General features: G+C 59.3%; 19 protein-coding genes, 3 pseudogenes and 1 riboswitch. Of the genes and pseudogenes, 11 read left to right on the top strand and 11 right to left on the bottom strand.

Going from position 1 to position 16,830, the window contains the following annotated elements; translation table 11 throughout:
* Nucleotides 1–29 precede the first annotated feature (29 nt).
* Nucleotides 30–154: riboswitch (yybP-ykoY riboswitch) on the top strand.
* Between the two features lie 88 nt (nucleotides 155–242).
* Entirely contained in the window at nucleotides 243–827 is a 585-nt protein-coding gene (locus tag JFV26_RS15060; protein ID WP_201193568.1) for a TMEM165/GDT1 family protein, read from the top strand.
* 151 nt (nucleotides 828–978) lie between these two features.
* Here JFV26_RS15060 and JFV26_RS15055 read toward each other — a convergent pair whose 3' ends face one another.
* A complete protein-coding gene (locus tag JFV26_RS15055) occupies nucleotides 979–1,797 on the bottom strand; it encodes a M48 family metallopeptidase (RefSeq protein WP_201193566.1) in 819 nt (272 codons plus the stop codon).
* Nucleotides 1,798–2,061: 264 nt separating this feature from the next.
* Here JFV26_RS15055 and JFV26_RS15050 point away from each other — a divergent pair.
* Nucleotides 2,062–2,439 (top strand): annotated as a pseudogene (locus JFV26_RS15050) (methyl-accepting chemotaxis protein); the annotation flags it as partial.
* Nucleotides 2,440–2,469: 30 nt separating this feature from the next.
* Nucleotides 2,470–2,721, top strand: a pseudogene (locus tag JFV26_RS15045) (methyl-accepting chemotaxis protein); the annotation flags it as partial.
* A gap of 99 nt (nucleotides 2,722–2,820) precedes the next feature.
* Here the strand turns inward: JFV26_RS15045 and JFV26_RS15040 are convergent.
* Genes JFV26_RS15040 through JFV26_RS15030 form a run of 3 tightly spaced genes read right to left on the bottom strand, consistent with a single transcriptional unit; the run spans nucleotide 2,821 to nucleotide 3,935 of the window.
* Nucleotides 2,821–3,444 (bottom strand): SOS response-associated peptidase, encoded by a 624-nt coding sequence (locus JFV26_RS15040; RefSeq protein ID WP_201193565.1) that lies wholly within the window; start codon nucleotides 3,442–3,444, stop codon nucleotides 2,821–2,823.
* Between the two features lie 35 nt (nucleotides 3,445–3,479).
* A complete protein-coding gene (locus JFV26_RS15035) occupies nucleotides 3,480–3,740 on the bottom strand; it encodes a putative signal transducing protein (protein ID WP_201193563.1) in 261 nt (86 codons plus the stop codon).
* A gap of 12 nt (nucleotides 3,741–3,752) precedes the next feature.
* The gene (locus JFV26_RS15030) at nucleotides 3,753–3,935 is read right to left on the bottom strand and encodes a CPXCG motif-containing cysteine-rich protein (RefSeq protein ID WP_008153387.1); all 183 of its coding nucleotides are present in this window, start codon (nucleotides 3,933–3,935) and stop codon (nucleotides 3,753–3,755) included.
* A gap of 142 nt (nucleotides 3,936–4,077) precedes the next feature.
* Here JFV26_RS15030 and JFV26_RS15025 point away from each other — a divergent pair, with 142 nt between their 5' ends.
* A complete protein-coding gene (locus tag JFV26_RS15025) occupies nucleotides 4,078–5,241 on the top strand; it encodes a 1-acyl-sn-glycerol-3-phosphate acyltransferase (protein WP_201193560.1) in 1,164 nt (387 codons plus the stop codon).
* 155 nt (nucleotides 5,242–5,396) lie between these two features.
* Here the strand turns inward: JFV26_RS15025 and JFV26_RS15020 are convergent, their stop codons facing one another.
* Entirely contained in the window at nucleotides 5,397–5,681 is a 285-nt protein-coding gene (locus JFV26_RS15020) for a hypothetical protein (RefSeq protein WP_201193553.1), read from the bottom strand.
* A gap of 194 nt (nucleotides 5,682–5,875) precedes the next feature.
* Here JFV26_RS15020 and JFV26_RS15015 point away from each other — a divergent pair, with 194 nt between their 5' ends.
* A complete protein-coding gene (locus tag JFV26_RS15015; protein ID WP_201193552.1) occupies nucleotides 5,876–6,082 on the top strand; it encodes a hypothetical protein in 207 nt (68 codons plus the stop codon).
* A 173-nt stretch (nucleotides 6,083–6,255) separates the two neighbouring features.
* Here the strand turns inward: JFV26_RS15015 and JFV26_RS15010 are convergent, their stop codons facing one another.
* Nucleotides 6,256–6,840 (bottom strand): YajG family lipoprotein, encoded by a 585-nt coding sequence (locus JFV26_RS15010; RefSeq protein ID WP_201193543.1) that lies wholly within the window; start codon nucleotides 6,838–6,840, stop codon nucleotides 6,256–6,258.
* 203 nt (nucleotides 6,841–7,043) lie between these two features.
* Between JFV26_RS15010 and JFV26_RS15005 the strand changes: the two genes are divergently transcribed.
* Together JFV26_RS15005 and mqo are read left to right on the top strand one after the other, a co-directional pair.
* Nucleotides 7,044–7,277 carry a hypothetical protein gene (locus tag JFV26_RS15005; RefSeq protein WP_201193542.1) on the top strand — a complete coding sequence of 78 codons (234 nt, stop codon included), beginning with the start codon at nucleotides 7,044–7,046 and terminating at the stop codon, nucleotides 7,275–7,277.
* Nucleotides 7,278–8,016: 739 nt separating this feature from the next.
* The gene (gene mqo, locus JFV26_RS15000; RefSeq protein ID WP_201193541.1) at nucleotides 8,017–9,525 is read left to right on the top strand and encodes a malate dehydrogenase (quinone); all 1,509 of its coding nucleotides are present in this window, start codon (nucleotides 8,017–8,019) and stop codon (nucleotides 9,523–9,525) included.
* A 206-nt stretch (nucleotides 9,526–9,731) separates the two neighbouring features.
* Here mqo and JFV26_RS14995 read toward each other — a convergent pair whose 3' ends face one another.
* From JFV26_RS14995 to JFV26_RS14985, 3 genes are all read right to left on the bottom strand, one after another.
* Nucleotides 9,732–10,019 (bottom strand): PA4642 family protein, encoded by a 288-nt coding sequence (locus JFV26_RS14995; RefSeq protein ID WP_201193539.1) that lies wholly within the window; start codon nucleotides 10,017–10,019, stop codon nucleotides 9,732–9,734.
* A 63-nt stretch (nucleotides 10,020–10,082) separates the two neighbouring features.
* A complete protein-coding gene (locus tag JFV26_RS14990) occupies nucleotides 10,083–10,568 on the bottom strand; it encodes a hypothetical protein (RefSeq protein ID WP_201193534.1) in 486 nt (161 codons plus the stop codon).
* Between the two features lie 142 nt (nucleotides 10,569–10,710).
* Nucleotides 10,711–11,268, bottom strand: coding sequence for a hypoxanthine-guanine phosphoribosyltransferase (locus JFV26_RS14985; RefSeq protein WP_201193532.1), 558 nt, complete (start codon nucleotides 11,266–11,268; stop codon nucleotides 10,711–10,713).
* A gap of 165 nt (nucleotides 11,269–11,433) precedes the next feature.
* Between JFV26_RS14985 and upp the strand changes: the two genes are divergently transcribed.
* On the top strand, nucleotides 11,434–12,072 hold the full coding sequence (gene upp, locus JFV26_RS14980; protein ID WP_201193530.1) for a uracil phosphoribosyltransferase: 639 nt from the start codon (nucleotides 11,434–11,436) through the stop codon (nucleotides 12,070–12,072).
* A 2-nt stretch (nucleotides 12,073–12,074) separates the two neighbouring features.
* On the top strand, nucleotides 12,075–13,349 hold the full coding sequence (locus JFV26_RS14975; RefSeq protein WP_201193528.1) for a uracil-xanthine permease family protein: 1,275 nt from the start codon (nucleotides 12,075–12,077) through the stop codon (nucleotides 13,347–13,349).
* 126 nt (nucleotides 13,350–13,475) lie between these two features.
* On the opposite strand, the gene hemH is transcribed toward JFV26_RS14975, so the two are convergent.
* Both hemH and JFV26_RS14965 read right to left on the bottom strand, forming a co-directional pair.
* Nucleotides 13,476–14,501: a ferrochelatase gene (gene hemH, locus JFV26_RS14970; RefSeq protein WP_201193526.1), complete on the bottom strand. Its 1,026-nt coding sequence runs from the start codon at nucleotides 14,499–14,501 to the stop codon at nucleotides 13,476–13,478.
* A gap of 13 nt (nucleotides 14,502–14,514) precedes the next feature.
* Nucleotides 14,515–15,417: a TIGR01777 family oxidoreductase gene (locus JFV26_RS14965; protein ID WP_201193524.1), complete on the bottom strand. Its 903-nt coding sequence runs from the start codon at nucleotides 15,415–15,417 to the stop codon at nucleotides 14,515–14,517.
* 196 nt (nucleotides 15,418–15,613) lie between these two features.
* On the opposite strand from JFV26_RS14965, the pseudogene JFV26_RS14960 reads away from it, so the two are divergent.
* Nucleotides 15,614–16,599: pseudogene (locus tag JFV26_RS14960) on the top strand (NAD(P)/FAD-dependent oxidoreductase).
* Entirely contained in the window at nucleotides 16,596–16,811 is a 216-nt protein-coding gene (locus JFV26_RS14955; RefSeq protein ID WP_201193522.1) for a TIGR02450 family Trp-rich protein, read from the top strand. Before JFV26_RS14960 ends, JFV26_RS14955 begins: the two are co-directional and overlap by 4 nt.
* The last annotated feature ends 19 nt before the right edge of the window (nucleotides 16,812–16,830 follow it).

Below are 16,830 nucleotides of genomic sequence, written 5' to 3'. Positions count from 1 at the left end.
TTGCCCAATCGGATTTGCCTAGGCAGAATCCGCTCCGTCCTAGGGGAGTAGTCTCCCACGAGCGCCATGCTCGTCCGGCATACGTCAACATACTTGGTCAACAGACCATGGCGTATGCGACCCAAGCGTCCGCACAGACGGATCGCCAGGGTTTGACAAGACCTATGACACGAACACCTTACCCGGGGCGGGAAGGCTGTACGTGTCATAGCCGTGTCGACCCGCCCCTTAGGAAAACCCTGATGCTGGATTCTCTTCTCGTTCCCACCGCAATCGTTGCCTTGGCCGAAATCGGCGACAAGACGCAACTGCTCGCGCTCATTCTCGCCGCTCGCTTTCGCAAACCCTGGCCGATCATCGCCGGCATCGTCGCCGCGACTCTGGCCAACCACGCGGCAGCCGGTGCGGTAGGTGCCTGGTTTGGTAGCTTCTTCACCAATGCAACGCTGCACTGGATCCTCGCCGCGAGCTTTACCGCGACCGCGTTGTGGACCCTGGTACCGGACAAGATGGACGACGACGAAGCCAGTACAGCCCGCAAGTTCGGGCCGTTCCTGACCACGCTGATCGCGTTCTTCCTCGCCGAAATGGGCGACAAGACCCAGGTCGCCACCGTGATGCTCGCCGCGCAATACCCGGACCTATGGCTGGTGATCATCGGCACCACCGCCGGTATGTTGATCGCTAACGTACCCGTGGTATTGGCCGGTAACTTTGCGGCGGACAAACTGCCATTGACCTTGATTCGTCGCCTGGCGGCGGCGGCGTTCTTTGTGCTGGCGATTGTCGCCGTTTACAAGGCGATGCAGAGCAGTGGGTGGGTTTGACGGCGTAGGTCGGTAGACCGCGTTATCGTTCTTCGCGAGCAAGCCCGCTCCCACAGGGGAATCTCGGTGGCCACAATATTTGTGAGCACTGGTGATCCAATGTGGGAGCGGGCTTGCTCGCGAAGGCGTCAGCAGCCTCGCCCCATGAATATCAGGACTTCGCAGCTTTCTCGTACAACGGCATCACCTTCGGAATCGCTGCCTGCAGCGAAGCAATCCGACTGGTCGACGCCGGGTGAGTGCTCATGAATTCCGGCGACGAACCTTCGGAAGCCTTGCTCATCTTGTTCCACAAGGTGATCGCGGCATTCGGGTTGTAGCCAGCGCGAGCCGCCAGTTCCAGGCCGATCAGGTCGGCTTCGTTTTCGTTGGCGCGGCTGTTGGGCAACGTCATACCGTAATTGGCCACGGTGTCGGTCAGGGCCAGGCTGTCCTGCCCCAGACCGAACAAGGCGCCAGCACCCTGCTTGGCCATTTCGATGCCATAGGCCTTGGACATTGCTTCACGACCATGCTCACGCAGGGCGTGGGCGATTTCATGCCCCATGACTGCGGCGATTTCATCGTCGGTGAGTTTCAGGCTGTCGATCAGCCCGGTGTAGAAAATGATCTTGCCGCCAGGACCGCAGTTGGCGTTGAGTTCATCGCTCTTGATCAGGTTGACTTCCCACTTCCACTGGGCCGAATCCGGACGGAAGTTCGGCGCCTGGGCAATCAGCCGATCGGCAATGGCCTGGATGCGCCTGGCATCGGTACTGGTTTTGTCCAGCTCGCCTTTGCTCGTCGCCTCCCCGACTGTCTTCTGATAGGACTGGGCATACATCTGGTTGACCTCATCCGAGGACAGCATGCTGAACATGTACTGCTTGCGCTCAACGCCGACGGCTCCGCCGCTGGTGGTGTTGACCGACTGACAACCGGCGAGCAGCAATGCCACGCTCATTGCACTTACAACCAATGTCTTGTTCATCCAAAAGCTCCCTGAAAACATGCCGCGTATCCTAGGGCGTGAATTGTATCGGCGCCAGATACAACAGACGTGTAGCACGCTACTTTTCAGAGAAGACCTTGATCGCGGCAGGAAAAAATTCACACATCACCGCACACCCCGCCCGCACGGCCTCATTTGCGACATCCAGCGCTCCAAAACAGTCATTTCGCCATTACCCGCTCATGGTCCCCGAATCCCCTGCCGATACAGCAGCGCAGACGTCCTCTTGCGTGCGGAGCACCCATGAAATTCAAGTCGATCCAGTTTTCCGTGGCGGCCCTGGCCGGCGCTATCGTTCTCAGTGTGGTGGCAGCCCTGGTGCTGTACGCGCTGTTTTCCAGCGCCCGGACGCAAGACATGGTCCAGGAACGGACCCAGGCGCAGTTCGAACAAGTCATCGAGCAACGCTTGACGTCCCTGGCGCAAACCCAGGTCAGTCAGATCCAGCGTGAACTCGAAGCGCCGCTGCTGATTGCCGGCGGCCTGGTGCGGGTCAACGAACTGATCGGCACGCCGCAGGCCGATGGCCAACCACAACTGAACATCAGCCGTGAGCAGTTGATCAGCCTGATCAAGGAAAACGTCACCAAGAACCCGAAAATCCTCGGCACCTACATCGGCTAGGGAAAAAACGCACTGGACCATAATGACGCGGCCAAGGCCGCCGAGGCGCTGGAGACGATTACTCAGGCGGTGTCGGTGATCAACGACATGAACACGCAGATTGCCAGCGCGGCCGAGGAACAGAGTGCGGTGGCGGATGACATCAACCGGAACGTGATCAACATTGGGCAAGTGGCCAATGAAGTGGCGGGCGGGGCGAATGAATCGAGCGCGGCGAGTGCGGACCTGACCAAATTGGCGGAACAGCAGCGGCGGTTGATCAATCAGTTCAAGGTTTAAAAGCAAGATCAAAAAATCGCAGCCTTCGGCAACTCCTACACGGTGTACGCCGCCCTATGTAGGAGCTGCCGAAGGCTGCGATCTTTTCGATAACGCTATTTAACCCAGGGTCAAACACTCCGGCCCATTGAGCTTCGGATCATTCACCAGATTCGCCAGCACCCGCTCGCGCAACGCCGCGGGCTCACTGGCCAGCAACCCTTGCAACACATGCAATGGCGTCTCGGGATTCAGCCAGGCTGCCTGCCCCGCCTCATCGAGAATCAACGGCCGACGCTGACTCGCCGCCGGTTGAGTAATCACCGCCGTGCTCAGCCACACCTGTTCCTGTACCGGATACGCTTCCCAGATCGCCGCGAAAAACAGCGCCGAACCCTCCCCCGGCGTCAGCCAATACGGACGCTTGCGCGTCATGCCGCGCCATTCGTAGAAGCCATTGGCCGGCAACAGGCAACGGCGCTCGCGCAAGGCCTGGCGAAACATCGGCTGTTCGGCGACGGTTTCGGCGCGGGCATGGGCCGGGGTACGCGACAGATCGGTCAGCCACGGCGGCGTCAGGCCCCAGCGGGCGCGGGCCAGTTCGCGCTGCCCCTCAGGGCCGGCACGCAGCATCAACACCGAATCGTTGGGGGAAATATTCCACTGGGCCTGCTGATCGGCAGGAAAGCCAGGCAGGGCCGCGAAGGCGGGGTTCCAGCGAAACAGGGCATAACGTCCACACATGGGGCAACACGACTCTTGATAAAACGAACGCCAGCCTAACAGACCAGCGTGCCGGGGAAACTTTCCGGTTCATCACCGGGCATCGGCAGCGCGGCATTGTAGGCGGTGATCAGCTCCCTGGCGTACTCAGCCTGGTCGTTATCCACCGATAGGCCCAGCAGGCCGAAGATCGGCAACTCGCCGGTGCCGCCGAGCAAATCGCGCCCCACCAGATGGGCTTCGATGCCCTCGCTGGCGAGCATGCTTTGCAGCAATTCGCCTTCCATCAGGTTTTCCGGTTCGTAGATTCGCTGCATGGAGCGCCCCTTTCATTCGTTCTCGCTATGAACTTCGAGCAACCATTCCTGACCGTCGGTCTGCAGGACAAACGTGATCGGACGACAACACACCGGACAGTCTTCGATATAGGTCTGATCACCGCCGGACAAGTCCAGCACGGCCTCGGCCTCTTCACCACAATACGGACATTCGTAGCGCTCGGTTTCCAGCATCGCGGTCTCCCAGGTGACTTGTGCGTATAATCGCCGGTCTATTTGCAGGGCTATTTTTGTCTGGCTAACTTTTCAGACCGTGCCCCGTTGGTTTTCGATCAAAACCTTTACTTACCCTAGCCGTTTCTAACAAGAGAGCATGATGGGCGAATTCGATGCCATCCGACCTTACGACGACAGCGAAGTCCCAGCGGTGCTGGCACGGCTGCTCGGCGACAAGGCGCTTCTAGATATCCTCATCCACTTCCGCTTCCCGCGTTACGCCGGTGCTTTCGGCTGGATGCTCAAACCTCTTATAGCTCATCGGCTGCGCCGTGAGTTCGCCGGCGTCAACTCGGTGGCCACCTTGCAAGACAAAGTCGAGGTGTACGTCGACCACACCATCGAGCGCGCCACTGACGGCGTGACCTACACCGGCGTCGAGCAGTTCAAGTCTGGCAGCGCTTACCTGTTCATCGCCAACCACCGCGACATCGTGATGGACCCGGCCTTCGTCAACTATGCCGTGTACCACGCCGGCCTGCCGACCCCGCGTATTGCCATTGGCGACAACCTGCTGCAAAAGCCCTTTGTCAGCGATTTGATGCGCCTGAACAAGAGCTTCATCGTGCACCGTTCGATCACCGGTCGCCGCGAGAAGATGGCTGCTTATCAGCTGCTGTCGGCCTACATCAACCACTCGATCCGCAACGACTGCGCCTCGATCTGGATCGCCCAGGCCGAAGGCCGGGCCAAGGACGGCGACGACCGTACCGAGTCGGCGATCCTCAAGATGTTCCACATGAGCCGCAAGGACGAGCCGTTCGGCGAGGTCATTCAGTCGCTGAACCTCACCCCGGTGTCGATCAGCTACGAATACGACCCGTGCGACCAGGCCAAGGCCCGCGAACTGTTTATCCGCGCCACCACCGGCAGCTACACCAAGGTGCCGGGCGAGGATGACGTGAGCATTGCCAAGGGCATCACTGGCTACAAGGGACGCGTCCACGTGAACTTTGCCACGCCAATCACCGAGTTGTTCGATGACACCAAGCAATTAGCGATCGAAATGGACCGGCAAATCCTCGGCGGCTACCGGTTGTTCCCGGTGCACTACCTGGCGTACGCCATGTGGAAGGGCGCGGATCCGCACCTGCAGGTGCCGAAAGCGACCGAGGTGTTTGCCGCCGATGAATTGGCCAAGGCTCAGGAAGAATGGCAGCGACGCCTGGACGCTTGCCCTGAGGCGCATCGGCCGTTCATGGTGCTGCAATATGCGACGCCGGTGAGGAATCAGTATCGAGTGAAGGCGGGGTTGGCGCTTTAAGCGGTTTGACCAGATACGACAACGGCGCCTGCGGGCGCCGTTTTTGTTGGTGTTTCAGATCAAAAGATCGCAGCCTTCGGCAGCTCCTACGGGGGCCGTGGCGTATCCGGCGCACGCGGTAACTGTAGGAGCTGCCGCAGGCTGCGATCTTTTTCTCAAAACCGTGTGCTGACCCACGACACCACCAGCGCCACGCCCAGGCAAGCGAAGCCGAATCGATAGAAAAACCGATTCATCCGCATCGTCGCGCTGTCGAGCATCAACATCGGATCATCGACGCGGCGGTTCTGGGTGGCCGCCTCAAGAACGGCCAGCGCGCGCTGTTCGCGGCGACGAGTGGCGTGCAGCAACCAACTGCCCGGGAAGGCCAACAGCAAGGCCAGCAAGTTGATCAATTTGGCGGGATGGTTGGTAAACAGCGAAATCAAATGCAACGACATCACGGGCCTCGGGCAGAACCAGGGTGGCAGACGCCGGACCGACGACTGCGGCGCGAATTCTACCGAAAGCCTGCCCGCCTGCCCTCCCCTTTGCGACAAATAACGCACCACTAGGCCGATTCCTGACCGGCGTCACGGCATCGTCATCTGAATGCGCCAGTCTGGCGCCCCTCGAAACCGACTCAGAGTTCAACATGCTGCACGCCGAAAACCAGGACCGCCTCTACCTCATCGCCCAAAGCGACGAACAACAGAATCTCGTTGGCAGCCTTGCCTTCAACGTCCAGGACCGCCACTGGCTGGTGTATTGCGCGCTGGGCGGGCATCAACATGCGGACCTGCCGGAAACGGATTTGCTGACCGGCGTGAGTGTGCTGGAGTTTTACTCCGAAGCAGCGTGACGCTTTAGATCCCTGTAGGAGCGAGGCTTGCCCGCGATGACGGCTTAACATCCAATATGGATGTCGGCTGGCACGCCTTGTAGGAGCTGCCGAAGGCTGCGATCTTTTGATCTTCAGCGGTCTTGAACAAGATCAAAAGATCGCAGCCTTCGGCAGCTCCTACGGGGCTCGCGTTATTCGCCGAGAATCTGACCCACGGTCGGGTCCTTGAACAGGCGCGTCAGCGCGTCGCTCAATACATCGCTGACCAGCTTGGTGTTGGTTTCCTGGTTCGGTGCCATACCGAAACGCTGATCCAGGGAAGCACCGTAACGGCCGCTGTAGCGACGGTTGGCATTCTGCACATCGGAGCGGAAGGTCGCGCCGATGGTCGCTTCAGTCACGTACATGCCTTCTTTAGGCGACTGATACTTCAGCTCCGCCAGGGTCACGGTCAACTGCGGCGCGTTCATGCCGTTGGACACCGGGGTGAAGCCCAGCAAACGCACGGCCGCTTCGGCCTGGGCTTGCAGCTTCGGCAGAATCTGCGCGCCCTGTACGGTGATTGCGCTGGTCTCAGGGTATAGACCGCCACGGGTCCCCAGGGTTGGCGACGGACGGCCGTCCACCACACGCACCACAACCTGCTGGCCATGGCCAACCGGCGCCAGCTGAGTGGTCAGCTTCGGTTCCGGGCTCAGTTGTTGCGGGCTGTGGGCGCAGCCAACCAGGGTCAAACTGGTCACAGTGATCAAACCGAACAACAGGCGTTGCAACATGCTCTTCTCTCCAGAATCAGGCACAAACAGGCCCGCAGTATAGCGGTGGGCGACTGCGACGAACTAGGGGACTACAGACATTACTGAAATTTCTGGCACACCTTTAAGACCGCGGCTCCTGTCACAGATATGTCATCGTCCTTACACTTCCATGTCACGGCTCACGGGCATTCTTCACAGCAGCCCCCACAAGGTACTTCGCCATGCGTTATCTGATCTCGCTGTTCGCGCCACGCCCATTGCACCGCAGCTTTGCCCTGCTCGACCGCAACGGCCACTGCCAGGCTTTCAAGCAGTGCAGCCTCCAGCCCATGGGCGATGGCTGGGTCGAAATTGAAGAAATCCGCCTCAACTGGCTGCACCATCCCCTGCCCGCCAGCGCCCGCATCAGCCAGCGCCAGCCACGCGCACGCGCTCAACAGCTGTTGACCACCTGACCAGGCGCCTAATAAAAGTCATTAAACACGTCCATTTCCCTGCGTTTCTTAGATACAATCTCACCCCGATTATAAGGACGTCTCCTGATCGGGCCTCGCAGCATCGTTAATACCTCGGTATTGACACCCCCGCACCGCCCACAGAGAGCCGCCCACACAGATCGAGTGAAGCTGGCGCGCTTGCTGTTCCCTGAGCAAAAACCCCACTTTTCGCGAATCTGCAGAGCTGTCATTACGCTCGGTTACTGAGCTGTTTGCCCGTTTTGCCTGTCATGTATCCCATGGCGGCAATCCATCCGGGCACGGTGCCAGGCTGGGACAGCCCTTTTTTGAGGTTCACGTCTTCAAAAGAGCGTGAAAAAAACGGGTTTTCACAACTTCACAAGAGTGTGGCGAGCAAATGAATAGTTTTGCGTCTGAACATGCACCATTAGCGTCTGAAACAGCCCAACGACACAGGACCGAGTACTCCTCGAACACCGGAGCCTGAAGCCTGTCCGCTACGGATTTGGTTGCACAAACGGATGTCTCGACCATAAGTCGAATTGCCAGTCGCGCGATGAAATGAGTTCATGTGATTCATAAGCCCGGCCGGTAGCGTCCGTCGAAGTTGCGAAAAATTGCGAAGATTCGGACATGGCGATCCTGGCCATGAGTACCTGGGGCATCACTGACACGCCCCGGAACGCCTGGCAGCTATGCCGACAATTTGGTGCTGCAGATTTTGGAGACGCGTTAAATGGCGCATAACGAAGCAGTCGACGTAGTACTCGTAGGGGCCGGCATCATGAGTGCCACCCTCGCTGTACTGCTCAAAGAGCTCGACCCCGCGATCAAGCTGGAAGTCGTCGAGCTGATGGATTCCGGTGCTGCGGAGAGTTCCAACCCGTGGAACAACGCCGGTACCGGTCACGCCGGGCTGTGTGAGCTCAACTACACGCCTCAGGCCGCCGACGGCACCGTCGACATCAAGAAAGCCGTGCACATCAACACCCAGTTTGAGGTGTCGAAGCAGTTCTGGTCTTACCTGACCAAAAAAGGCACCTTCGGCTCGTGCAAATCCTTCATCAGCCCGGTGCCGCACCTGAGCTTCGTGCAAGGCGACAACGGCGTGTCCTTCCTCAAGGATCGCTTTAACGTGCTGAGCAAGCACCACGCCTTCGCCGACATGGAATACACCGAAGACAAGGCCAAGATGGCCGAGTGGATGCCACTGATGATGCCGGGCCGTCCGGCCGACGAAGTCCTCGCGGCCACCCGCGTGATGAACGGCACCGACGTCAACTTTGGCGCACTGACCAATCAACTGCTCAAGCACCTGACCAGCGCACCCGATGCACAGGTCAAGTACTGCAAGCGCGTCACTGGCCTGAAGCGTAATGGCAGCGACTGGACCGTCAGCATCAAGGACGTGAACAGCGGCAACACCCGCGAAGTCGACGCCAAGTTTGTCTTCCTCGGCGCTGGCGGCGCGGCATTGCCGTTGTTGCAGGCCTCGGGCATTGAAGAAAGCAAAGGCTTCGGCGGCTTCCCGATCAGTGGCCAATGGCTGCGTTGCGACAACCCTGAAGTGGTCAAGCACCACCAGGCCAAGGTCTACAGTCAGGCCGCGGTTGGCTCGCCACCGATGTCCGTGCCGCACCTGGACACCCGCGTAGTCGATGGCAAGAAGTCGCTGCTGTTCGGGCCATACGCCGGTTTCACCACCAAGTTTCTCAAGCACGGTTCTTTCATGGACCTGCCGATGTCGGTACGCGCCGGCAACATCGGCCCGATGCTGGCCGTGGCGAAAAACAACATGGACCTGACCAAGTACCTGGTCAGCGAAGTGATGCAATCGATGGAACAACGCCTGGAATCCCTGCGCCGCTTCTACCCCGAAGCGAAAGCCGAGGACTGGCGCCTGGAAGTGGCCGGCCAACGGGTGCAGATCATCAAGAAGGACCCGAAAAAGGGCGGCGTCTTGCAGTTCGGTACCGAACTGGTCGCGGCCAAGGACGGCTCTCTTGCTGCATTGCTCGGCGCATCGCCGGGCGCTTCGGTAACCGTTTCGATCATGCTTGAGCTGATCGAGAAGTGCTTCCCGAACAAGGCGTCCAGCGAATGGGCTGCCAAGCTCGCGGAAATCTTCCCGGCCCGGGAAAAGGTTCTGGAAACCGACGCTGCGCTGTATCGCAAGATCAACGCGCACAACAACGTCGCGCTGGAACTGGTTGAAGCCAGCAACGAGACCGAAAGCTACGCTTGATTCGGCGCCATAAAAAACGCCCCGTTCTCAGTGAGAGCGGGGCGTTTTTTTGTCTTCGTTTGCCTACGAAAAAGATCGCAGCCTTCGGCAGCTCCTACAGGGACCACGTCATACCGAACATTGTCGGGTGGCCACAATCCCTGTAGGAGCTGGTAGGAGCTGTCGAGTGAAACGAGGCTGCGATCTTTTGATCCTGGCTTTTGATCTTAGCCACGAGCCTTGGCGATCAATTCGACGTAGTCAGCCGCATTACGCTGATCCTTGATCACCGCGACGAAATCATTGCCGTGCTCATCCTTGCCATCCAGATCAAACCCGGCCTCGACGAAAAACGTCAGGAATCGCTCGAAATCATCGATGCGCAGGCCGCGATAAGCCTTGATCAGTTTATGCAGGGACGGGGAAGTGGCGTCGACCGGTTCAAAATCGAGGAACAGTTTGATCTGCTTATCGCCGATCTCGTCACCAATCACTTGCTTCTTATCTTTACGCATTGCCGACTCCAGCTCGCAGACATTTCACGGGGCGGGCAGTTTACCCCTCGATTGACGCCGGGCTCAACGCGAACGAACGCTGCCGGTGTGCAGATCGGCCCAGACATGGCCGTTGGCGTAGCTGAGGAACTGGCAATACACCGTGTCGTTGCGCAGCAGATCGATCACCACCCGGTATTGAGCCAGCGGGTAGTAGAGCGTCAGGGTTTTGCTTTTTTCGTCATAGATCGGCTTTTTCAGACTTTTGCTTTCACCATCGAAGTTGACCAGCACTTGATTGATGCTCGCCCCCTTGTTCAAGGATTTGCCCTTGAGGCGGATCAGCAGTGGCGACGTGACCGGGATCGGCTGTTGGGTGGACTGGCGCTGGCTACCCACCACCACCGAATACTCGGTGACCTGCAACAGTTGTTGTTGCTCCGGCTCAGCGTCACGCAGGGTCAGGTCATCCGGCGGCAGAAACTGCGCGTGCAGCGGCGCCGGAGCAGCGGCCAGAGGCAGGCTGAAGGTCAGCAACAGGGTGGCGCAGCTACGGATCAAAAGACTCATGACGGGCTCCGGAGGGCGGGGCCGAGCACTTTATCACGGCATTAAAAGCAAAAGATCGCAGCCTTCGGCAGCTCCTACGGGATGTACATCAATCCCCTGTAGGAGCTGCCGAAGGCTGCGATCTTTTGAGGTACGGCGGGGCTTACATGCCTTTAACAGCAAAAATCCCGTTGGCGTTACGCCAGTAGCCTTTGTAGTCCATGCCGTAACCGAAGATGTATCGGTCGATGCACGGCAGGCCGACGAAATCGGCTTTGAGGTCCGGGCGAGCCTTGCGGTCGTGGTCCTTGTCGATCAGCACGGCAGTGTGCACTTTGCGCGCACCAGCGTGATTACAGTAGTCGATGATCGCGCCCAGGGTGTGCCCTTCATCGAGGATGTCGTCGATGATCAGCACGTCGCGATCGAGGAACGAAACTTCCGGCTTGGCCTTCCAGAACAGGTCGCCGCCGCTGGTTTCGTTGCGATATCGGGTGGCGTGCAGATAGGAAGCTTCCAGCGGGAAGTGCAAATGGGTCAGCAGCTTGCCGGCGAAAATCAGGCCGCCGTTCATGACACAGAACACCACCGGGTTGGTGTCAGCCAGCTGTTCGTTGATGTGTGCACCGACACGGGCGATGGCCGCCTCGACTTCAGCTTCGGTGTACAGGCAGTCAGCCTCTCGCATGATTTGACGGATATGCTCGAGATCAGCAGGCATGGCGCTCTCCAGGGAGGGACGGATTCAGGAAAAGCGGGCAAAGGTACGCATCAAGCGAGGCCAGATCAAGCGTTTGTGGACTAACGTACTGTATGTCTATAGGACAACACCCTCGGATAGATTAATCTAGGCCGGTTTTTTTGCCCGCCGCCGGAGCCTTTCCCCATGCCCATCCAAGAGATCCGCCATCCGCTGATCCGTCATAAACTTGGCCTTATGCGCCGCGCAGACATTAGCACGAAGAATTTCCGTGAGCTCGCTCAGGAAGTCGGTGCCCTGCTGACCTATGAAGCCACCAAAGACCTGCCGCTGGAAACCTACGATATCGAAGGTTGGTGCGGCACCGTGTCGGTGGAGAAAATCGCCGGCAAGAAAATTACCGTGGTGCCAATCCTGCGCGCCGGTATCGGCATGCTCGAAGGCGTGCTGAGCCTGATCCCGGGAGCCAAAGTCAGCGCTGTAGGCGTGGCCCGCAACGAACAAACCCTGCAGGCTCACACCTACCTGGAAAAACTCGTTCCGGAAATCAACGAACGCCTGGCGATGATCATCGACCCGATGCTCGCCACCGGCAGTTCCATGGTCGCAACCATCGATCTGCTGAAAAAGGCCGGTTGCCGGGACATTCGCGCCATGGTCCTGGTGGCAGCTCCCGAAGGCATCGCTGCCGTTGGCAAAGCTCACCCGGACGTGATGATCTACACCGCCTCCATCGACGAAAAACTCAATGAGCACGGTTACATCATCCCGGGCCTGGGCGATGCCGGTGACAAGATCTTCGGCACCAAGCAGAAGGACGCTTGAGCATGCCGCAAGAGTTCAACGATCCGCTCTGGCGCACGGTGCTGTCGGGTGCACAGATGCTGTTCGTGGCGTTCGGCGCCCTGGTGTTGATGCCGCTGATTACCGGCCTCGACCCGAATGTGGCGCTGTTCACCGCAGGTCTGGGGACCATTTTGTTCCAGATCGTCACCGGGCGTCAGGTGCCGGTGTTCCTGGCGTCGAGTTTTGCCTTCATCACCCCGATCATCCTCGCCAAGGGCCAGTTCGGCCTCGCAGCGACCATGGGCGGCGTGATGGCGGCAGGTTTCGTCTACACCTTCCTCGGCCTGGCCGTGAAGATCAAAGGCACCGGTTTCATTGACCGGTTGCTGCCACCCGTGGTGATTGGTCCGGTGATCATTTCCATCGGCCTGGCCATGGCGCCGATTGCCGCCAACATGGCGATGGGCAAGGCTGGTGACGGTTCCGAGCTGATTCATTACCAGACCGCGATGCTGATCTCGATGCCGGCGCTGCTGACCACCGTGATCGTCGCAGTGTTCGGTAAAGGCATTTTCCGCCTGGTGCCGATTATCTCCGGTGTGCTGGTCGGTTTTGCCATGGCGTTCTATTTTGGCGTGGTCGACACTGCGAAGATTGCCGCCGCGCCATGGTTTGCGATTCCGCACTTCACCGCACCAGAATTCAACTGGCAGGCCATTCTGTTCATCGTCCCGGTAGCGCTGGCTCCGGCCATCGAACATATCGGCGGCGTGATCGCAGTCGGTAGCGTGACCGGTCGCGATTACCTGAAAAAACCTGGCCTGCACCGCACCCTGCTCGGCGATGGCATTGCCACCACCGCAGCCGGCCTGTTTGGCGGCCCACCCAACACCACTTACGCCGAAGTCACCGGCGCGGTGATGCTGACCAAAAACTACAACCCGAAAATCATGACCTGGGCGGCGATCTTTGCCATCAGCCTGGCGTTCGTCGGCAAATTCGGTGCGCTGCTGCAAAGCATCCCGGTGCCGGTGATGGGCGGGATCCTGTGCCTGTTGTTCGGCTCGATTGCCGCAGTGGGCATGAACACGCTGATTCGCCACAAGATTGATCTGAGCGAGGCGCGCAATCTGGTGATTGTCTCGGTGACCCTGGTGTTCGGGATTGGCGGCGTGCTGGTCGGTACCGGCACGGGGCCAGACGACTTCGGCCTCAAGGGCATCGCGCTGTGCGCGGTGGTGGCGATTGCGCTGAACCTGTTGCTGCCGGGCAATGACAGCTGGAAGCACAAGAAGGCGGATGATCCGTTGTTGTAAGCAGGCCTCAAGATCGCTATCGCGGGCAAGCCTTGCTCCTGCAGGATTGGGTCGAACACACCATTGTGGATCGACACAAATCCTGTAGGAGCAAGGCTTGCTCCGGGCGGCGTTCCGACGAAGCTTTTAAAGGGCCAACGGCGCTCGCTCGCACAACGTTTTCAACGCCTTCGCCCACTGCGGATCATCGTTAAGACACGGCACCAGCACCAACTCCTCCCCTCCCGCTTTGCGGAACTGTTCCAACCCGCGATCCCCGATTTCCTCAAGCGTCTCGATGCAATCGGCAACAAACGCCGGGCACATCACCAGAATCTTCTTCACGCCGCTTTTGGCCAGCTCATCGAGGCGTGCTTCGGTGTAGGGTTCGATCCACTTCGCCCGGCCCAGGCGCGACTGGAATGACACTGACCATTTGCCGTGCGCCAAGCCCATGCGCTTGGCAAATTCGGACGCGGTGCGCAGGCACTGGGCGCGGTAGCACGTCGCCAATACGGCCGGCGAAGCGTTCTTGCAGCAGTCTTCGTTTTTGAAACAATGCTGGCCGCTCGGATCAAGCTTGGTCAGGTGCCGTTCCGGCAAACCATGAAAGCTGAGCAGCAGGTGATCGTGATCCTGCTCCAGATAGGGCTTGGCACTGGCCACCAGCGCATCGAGGTATTCCGGCTGGTCGTAGAACGGCTGGAGAATCGAGAACTGCACATCGAGTTTTTTCTCGCGCACGACACGTTTGGCTTCCTCGATCACCGTGGTCACGGTGCTGTCGGCGAACTGTGGATAAAGCGGCGCAAGGGTAATTCGTTTATGGCCCTGGGCGGCCAGGCGCACCAGGGTCGACTCAATCGACGGCTCGCCGTAACGCATCGCCAGCTCCACCGGGCCGTGAGTCCACTGGGCGGTCATGGCCTGTTGCAGGCGACGGCTGAGCACCACCAGCGGTGAGCCCTCCTCCCACCAGATCGAGGCGTAGGCGTGGGCCGACTGTTCCGGGCGCTTGAACAGGATCAGCGACACCAGCAAGCGTCGTACCGGCCACGGCAGGTCGATCACATATGGGTCCATCAGAAATTGATTGAGGTAACTGCGCACATCCGCCACCGAGGTGGAGGCCGGTGAGCCCAGGTTGACCAGAAGCAACGCGTGATCGGTCATGCAACGTCCTATTTCAAAGGCGGCTGGAGAGATCGTCCAAAGCCGCGCGTAAATCAGTGAACTGGAAAGTGAAACCCGCTTCCAGCAAGCGCGCCGGCATGGCTTTCTGGCCACCCAGCAACAGCAATGACAACTCGCCCAGGCCCACCCTCAACGCCAGGGCCGGCATGGGCATGAACGCCGGGCGGTGCAACACGGCGCCCAGCGTCTTGGCAAATTCGCGATTGCGCACCGGTTTTGGCGCACAGGCATTATAGGGACCGCTGGCGTCGTTGCGATGCAGTAGAAAATCAATCAGGGCGATTTGATCCTTGATATGAACCCACGGCATCCACTGCCGACCACTGCCGATCGGCCCGCCCAGCCCCAGTTTGAACGGCAGCAACAACCGTGACAAAAAACCGCCCTCGGCGGATAGCACCAGCCCGGTGCGAAGCAAAATTACCCGAATGCCCAAAGCCTCGGCACGCAGGGCCGTTTCCTCCCAGGCGATGCTCAATTGGCTGGCGAAATCATCGATCACCGGCGGCGAGTTCTCAGTCAACTCGCGCTCACCACCATCGCCATACCAGCCAACCGCGGAGCCGGAAATCAGCACCTGTGGTTTTTGCTCACGACTTTCGAACCAGGCCAGCAACGTTTCGGTCAGGGTAATCCGACTACTCCAGAGCAGCGCTTTGCGCCGGCCAGTCCACAAGCGATCGGCAATTGGCGCACCCGCCAAGTTGATAACGGCATCCACCGATTGCTCGCCAAGGTCTTCGAGACGGGCAATGCCTCGCACCTGAGTACCACATATTTTCGCCACTTTTTCAGGCGTGCGACTCCAGACCGTGAGGCGATGCCCCTGGCTCGACCAGTGTTGGCAGAGCTGACGTCCTATCAAACCAGTACCGCCGGTCAGCAATATGTGCATGACTTCTTCCTCGCGTGGCGTTTTACCTTGATCACTAGTCTATTTTTATATGCAGGGATCTTTGGTATCGGGCAGTGTCTGTGTTTAACAATAGGCGAAGCTGTCAGAACGAGAATGCTAAAAGTTATACCAAAAAACAATATTGTACAGGTTTAAACCGCAGCGTAGTCTGTACAGAAAGGTAAACGAGGCCCCTATGACTGTACCTATCGCAATCATCGGCACCGGCATCGCCGGACTTTCAGCCGCCCAGGCCCTCACGGAGGCCGGGCATGTCGTTCAACTCTTCGATAAAAGCCGTGGCAGCGGCGGACGCATGTCGAGCAAGCGCAGTGACGCCGGAGCTCTGGACATGGGTGCGCAGTATTTCACGGCTCGCGACCGCCGCTTCGTCAACGAGGTCCAGCGCTGGCAAGCCAATGGCTGGGTTGCTGAATGGACACCGCAGCTCTATACGTTTCAGGGCGGCCAGCTCAACCTGTCGCCGGACGAACAGACGCGCTGGGTCGGCACGCCGCGCATGAGCGCGATCACCCGCGCGCTGCTCGGGGACCTGGAAGTGCATTTCGCCTGCCGGATCACTGAAGTCTATCGCGGTGAAGAACACTGGCATCTACAGGACGCCGAAGGCTTCACCCATGGGCCGTTCAGTCACGTGGTGATTGCAACGCCGGCGCCTCAGGCGACCGCACTGCTGGCCGCTGCGCCGAAACTCGCAGGTGCCGCTGCCGGGGTAAAAATGGACCCGACCTGGGCCATCGCCCTGGCCTTCGACAAACCGCTGGATACGCCCATGGAAGGCTGTTTCGTGCAAGACAGCCCCCTCGACTGGCTGGCACGAAACCGCAGTAAACCCGGGCGCGACAACACAATGGACACGTGGGTATTGCACGCCACCAGCGCCTGGAGCCGGCAACATATCGACCTGCCAAAGGAAGCGGTGATCGAGCAATTGCATGGTGCTTTCGCCGAACTGCTGCACAGCGCAATGCCCGCACCGACCTTCAGTCTTGCCCACCGCTGGCTCTACGCCCGTCCCGCCAACAGTCATGAATGGGGGTGTTGGCGGACGCCGATCTGGGCCTGTACGTGTGTGGCGACTGGTGCTTGTCCGGACGCGTCGAAGGCGCCTGGCTCAGCGGCCAGGAAGCCGCCCGCCGCTTGCATGAGCACTTGCAGTGAAGCGCATTAATCCGAGTAAGTTGCTGCTGTCGAAATGGACAGCAGCCCAGCCGGAAAACCGCGAAAAACATTTTCTGGTGACCGAGTTGTTCCGTGATGAGGAAGGCACGGTGCTGGCGGTTGAATTGCAGGCGGTGTTGACTCGGCGTAGTGAGCGCTTTGATTGGCAGGTCCTGAAAAACGAATCCCTCTGGCGAATGGGCTGGGTGTAGGAGCTGCCGAGGGCTCGGG

The organism is Pseudomonas sp. TH31, from assembly GCF_016650815.1.
Lineage (GTDB): Bacteria > Pseudomonadota > Gammaproteobacteria > Pseudomonadales > Pseudomonadaceae > Aquipseudomonas.
Note: the sequence above shows the minus strand (reverse complement) of the source record. Positions and strands in the feature narration are given on the sequence as shown.

Bases quoted from the DNA above. Each gene is read 5' to 3' on its own strand.
- JFV26_RS15040 (WP_201193565.1), bottom strand. From the start codon at position 3,444: ATGTGTGGACGTTATGCCCTGTTTCGCTGGAACCCCGCCTTCGCGGCC.
- JFV26_RS15055 (WP_201193566.1), bottom strand. From the start codon at position 1,797: ATGAACAAGACATTGGTTGTAAGTGCAATGAGCGTGGCATTGCTGCTC.
- JFV26_RS14965 (WP_201193524.1), bottom strand. From the start codon at position 15,417: ATGCACATATTGCTGACCGGCGGTACTGGTTTGATAGGACGTCAGCTC.
- JFV26_RS14975 (WP_201193528.1), top strand. From the start codon at position 12,075: ATGCCGCAAGAGTTCAACGATCCGCTCTGGCGCACGGTGCTGTCGGGT.
- JFV26_RS14995 (WP_201193539.1), bottom strand. From the start codon at position 10,019: ATGCGTAAAGATAAGAAGCAAGTGATTGGTGACGAGATCGGCGATAAG.
- JFV26_RS14985 (WP_201193532.1), bottom strand. From the start codon at position 11,268: ATGCCTGCTGATCTCGAGCATATCCGTCAAATCATGCGAGAGGCTGAC.
- JFV26_RS15060 (WP_201193568.1), top strand. From the start codon at position 243: ATGCTGGATTCTCTTCTCGTTCCCACCGCAATCGTTGCCTTGGCCGAA.
- JFV26_RS15035 (WP_201193563.1), bottom strand. From the start codon at position 3,740: ATGCAGCGAATCTACGAACCGGAAAACCTGATGGAAGGCGAATTGCTG.
- JFV26_RS15020 (WP_201193553.1), bottom strand. From the start codon at position 5,681: ATGTCGTTGCATTTGATTTCGCTGTTTACCAACCATCCCGCCAAATTG.
- JFV26_RS15025 (WP_201193560.1), top strand. From the start codon at position 4,078: ATGGGCGAATTCGATGCCATCCGACCTTACGACGACAGCGAAGTCCCA.
- upp (WP_201193530.1), top strand. From the start codon at position 11,434: ATGCCCATCCAAGAGATCCGCCATCCGCTGATCCGTCATAAACTTGGC.
- mqo (WP_201193541.1), top strand. From the start codon at position 8,017: ATGGCGCATAACGAAGCAGTCGACGTAGTACTCGTAGGGGCCGGCATC.
- JFV26_RS15015 (WP_201193552.1), top strand. From the start codon at position 5,876: ATGCTGCACGCCGAAAACCAGGACCGCCTCTACCTCATCGCCCAAAGC.
- JFV26_RS15005 (WP_201193542.1), top strand. From the start codon at position 7,044: ATGCGTTATCTGATCTCGCTGTTCGCGCCACGCCCATTGCACCGCAGC.
- JFV26_RS15010 (WP_201193543.1), bottom strand. From the start codon at position 6,840: ATGTTGCAACGCCTGTTGTTCGGTTTGATCACTGTGACCAGTTTGACC.
- JFV26_RS15030 (WP_008153387.1), bottom strand. From the start codon at position 3,935: ATGCTGGAAACCGAGCGCTACGAATGTCCGTATTGTGGTGAAGAGGCC.
- hemH (WP_201193526.1), bottom strand. From the start codon at position 14,501: ATGACCGATCACGCGTTGCTTCTGGTCAACCTGGGCTCACCGGCCTCC.
- JFV26_RS14990 (WP_201193534.1), bottom strand. From the start codon at position 10,568: ATGAGTCTTTTGATCCGTAGCTGCGCCACCCTGTTGCTGACCTTCAGC.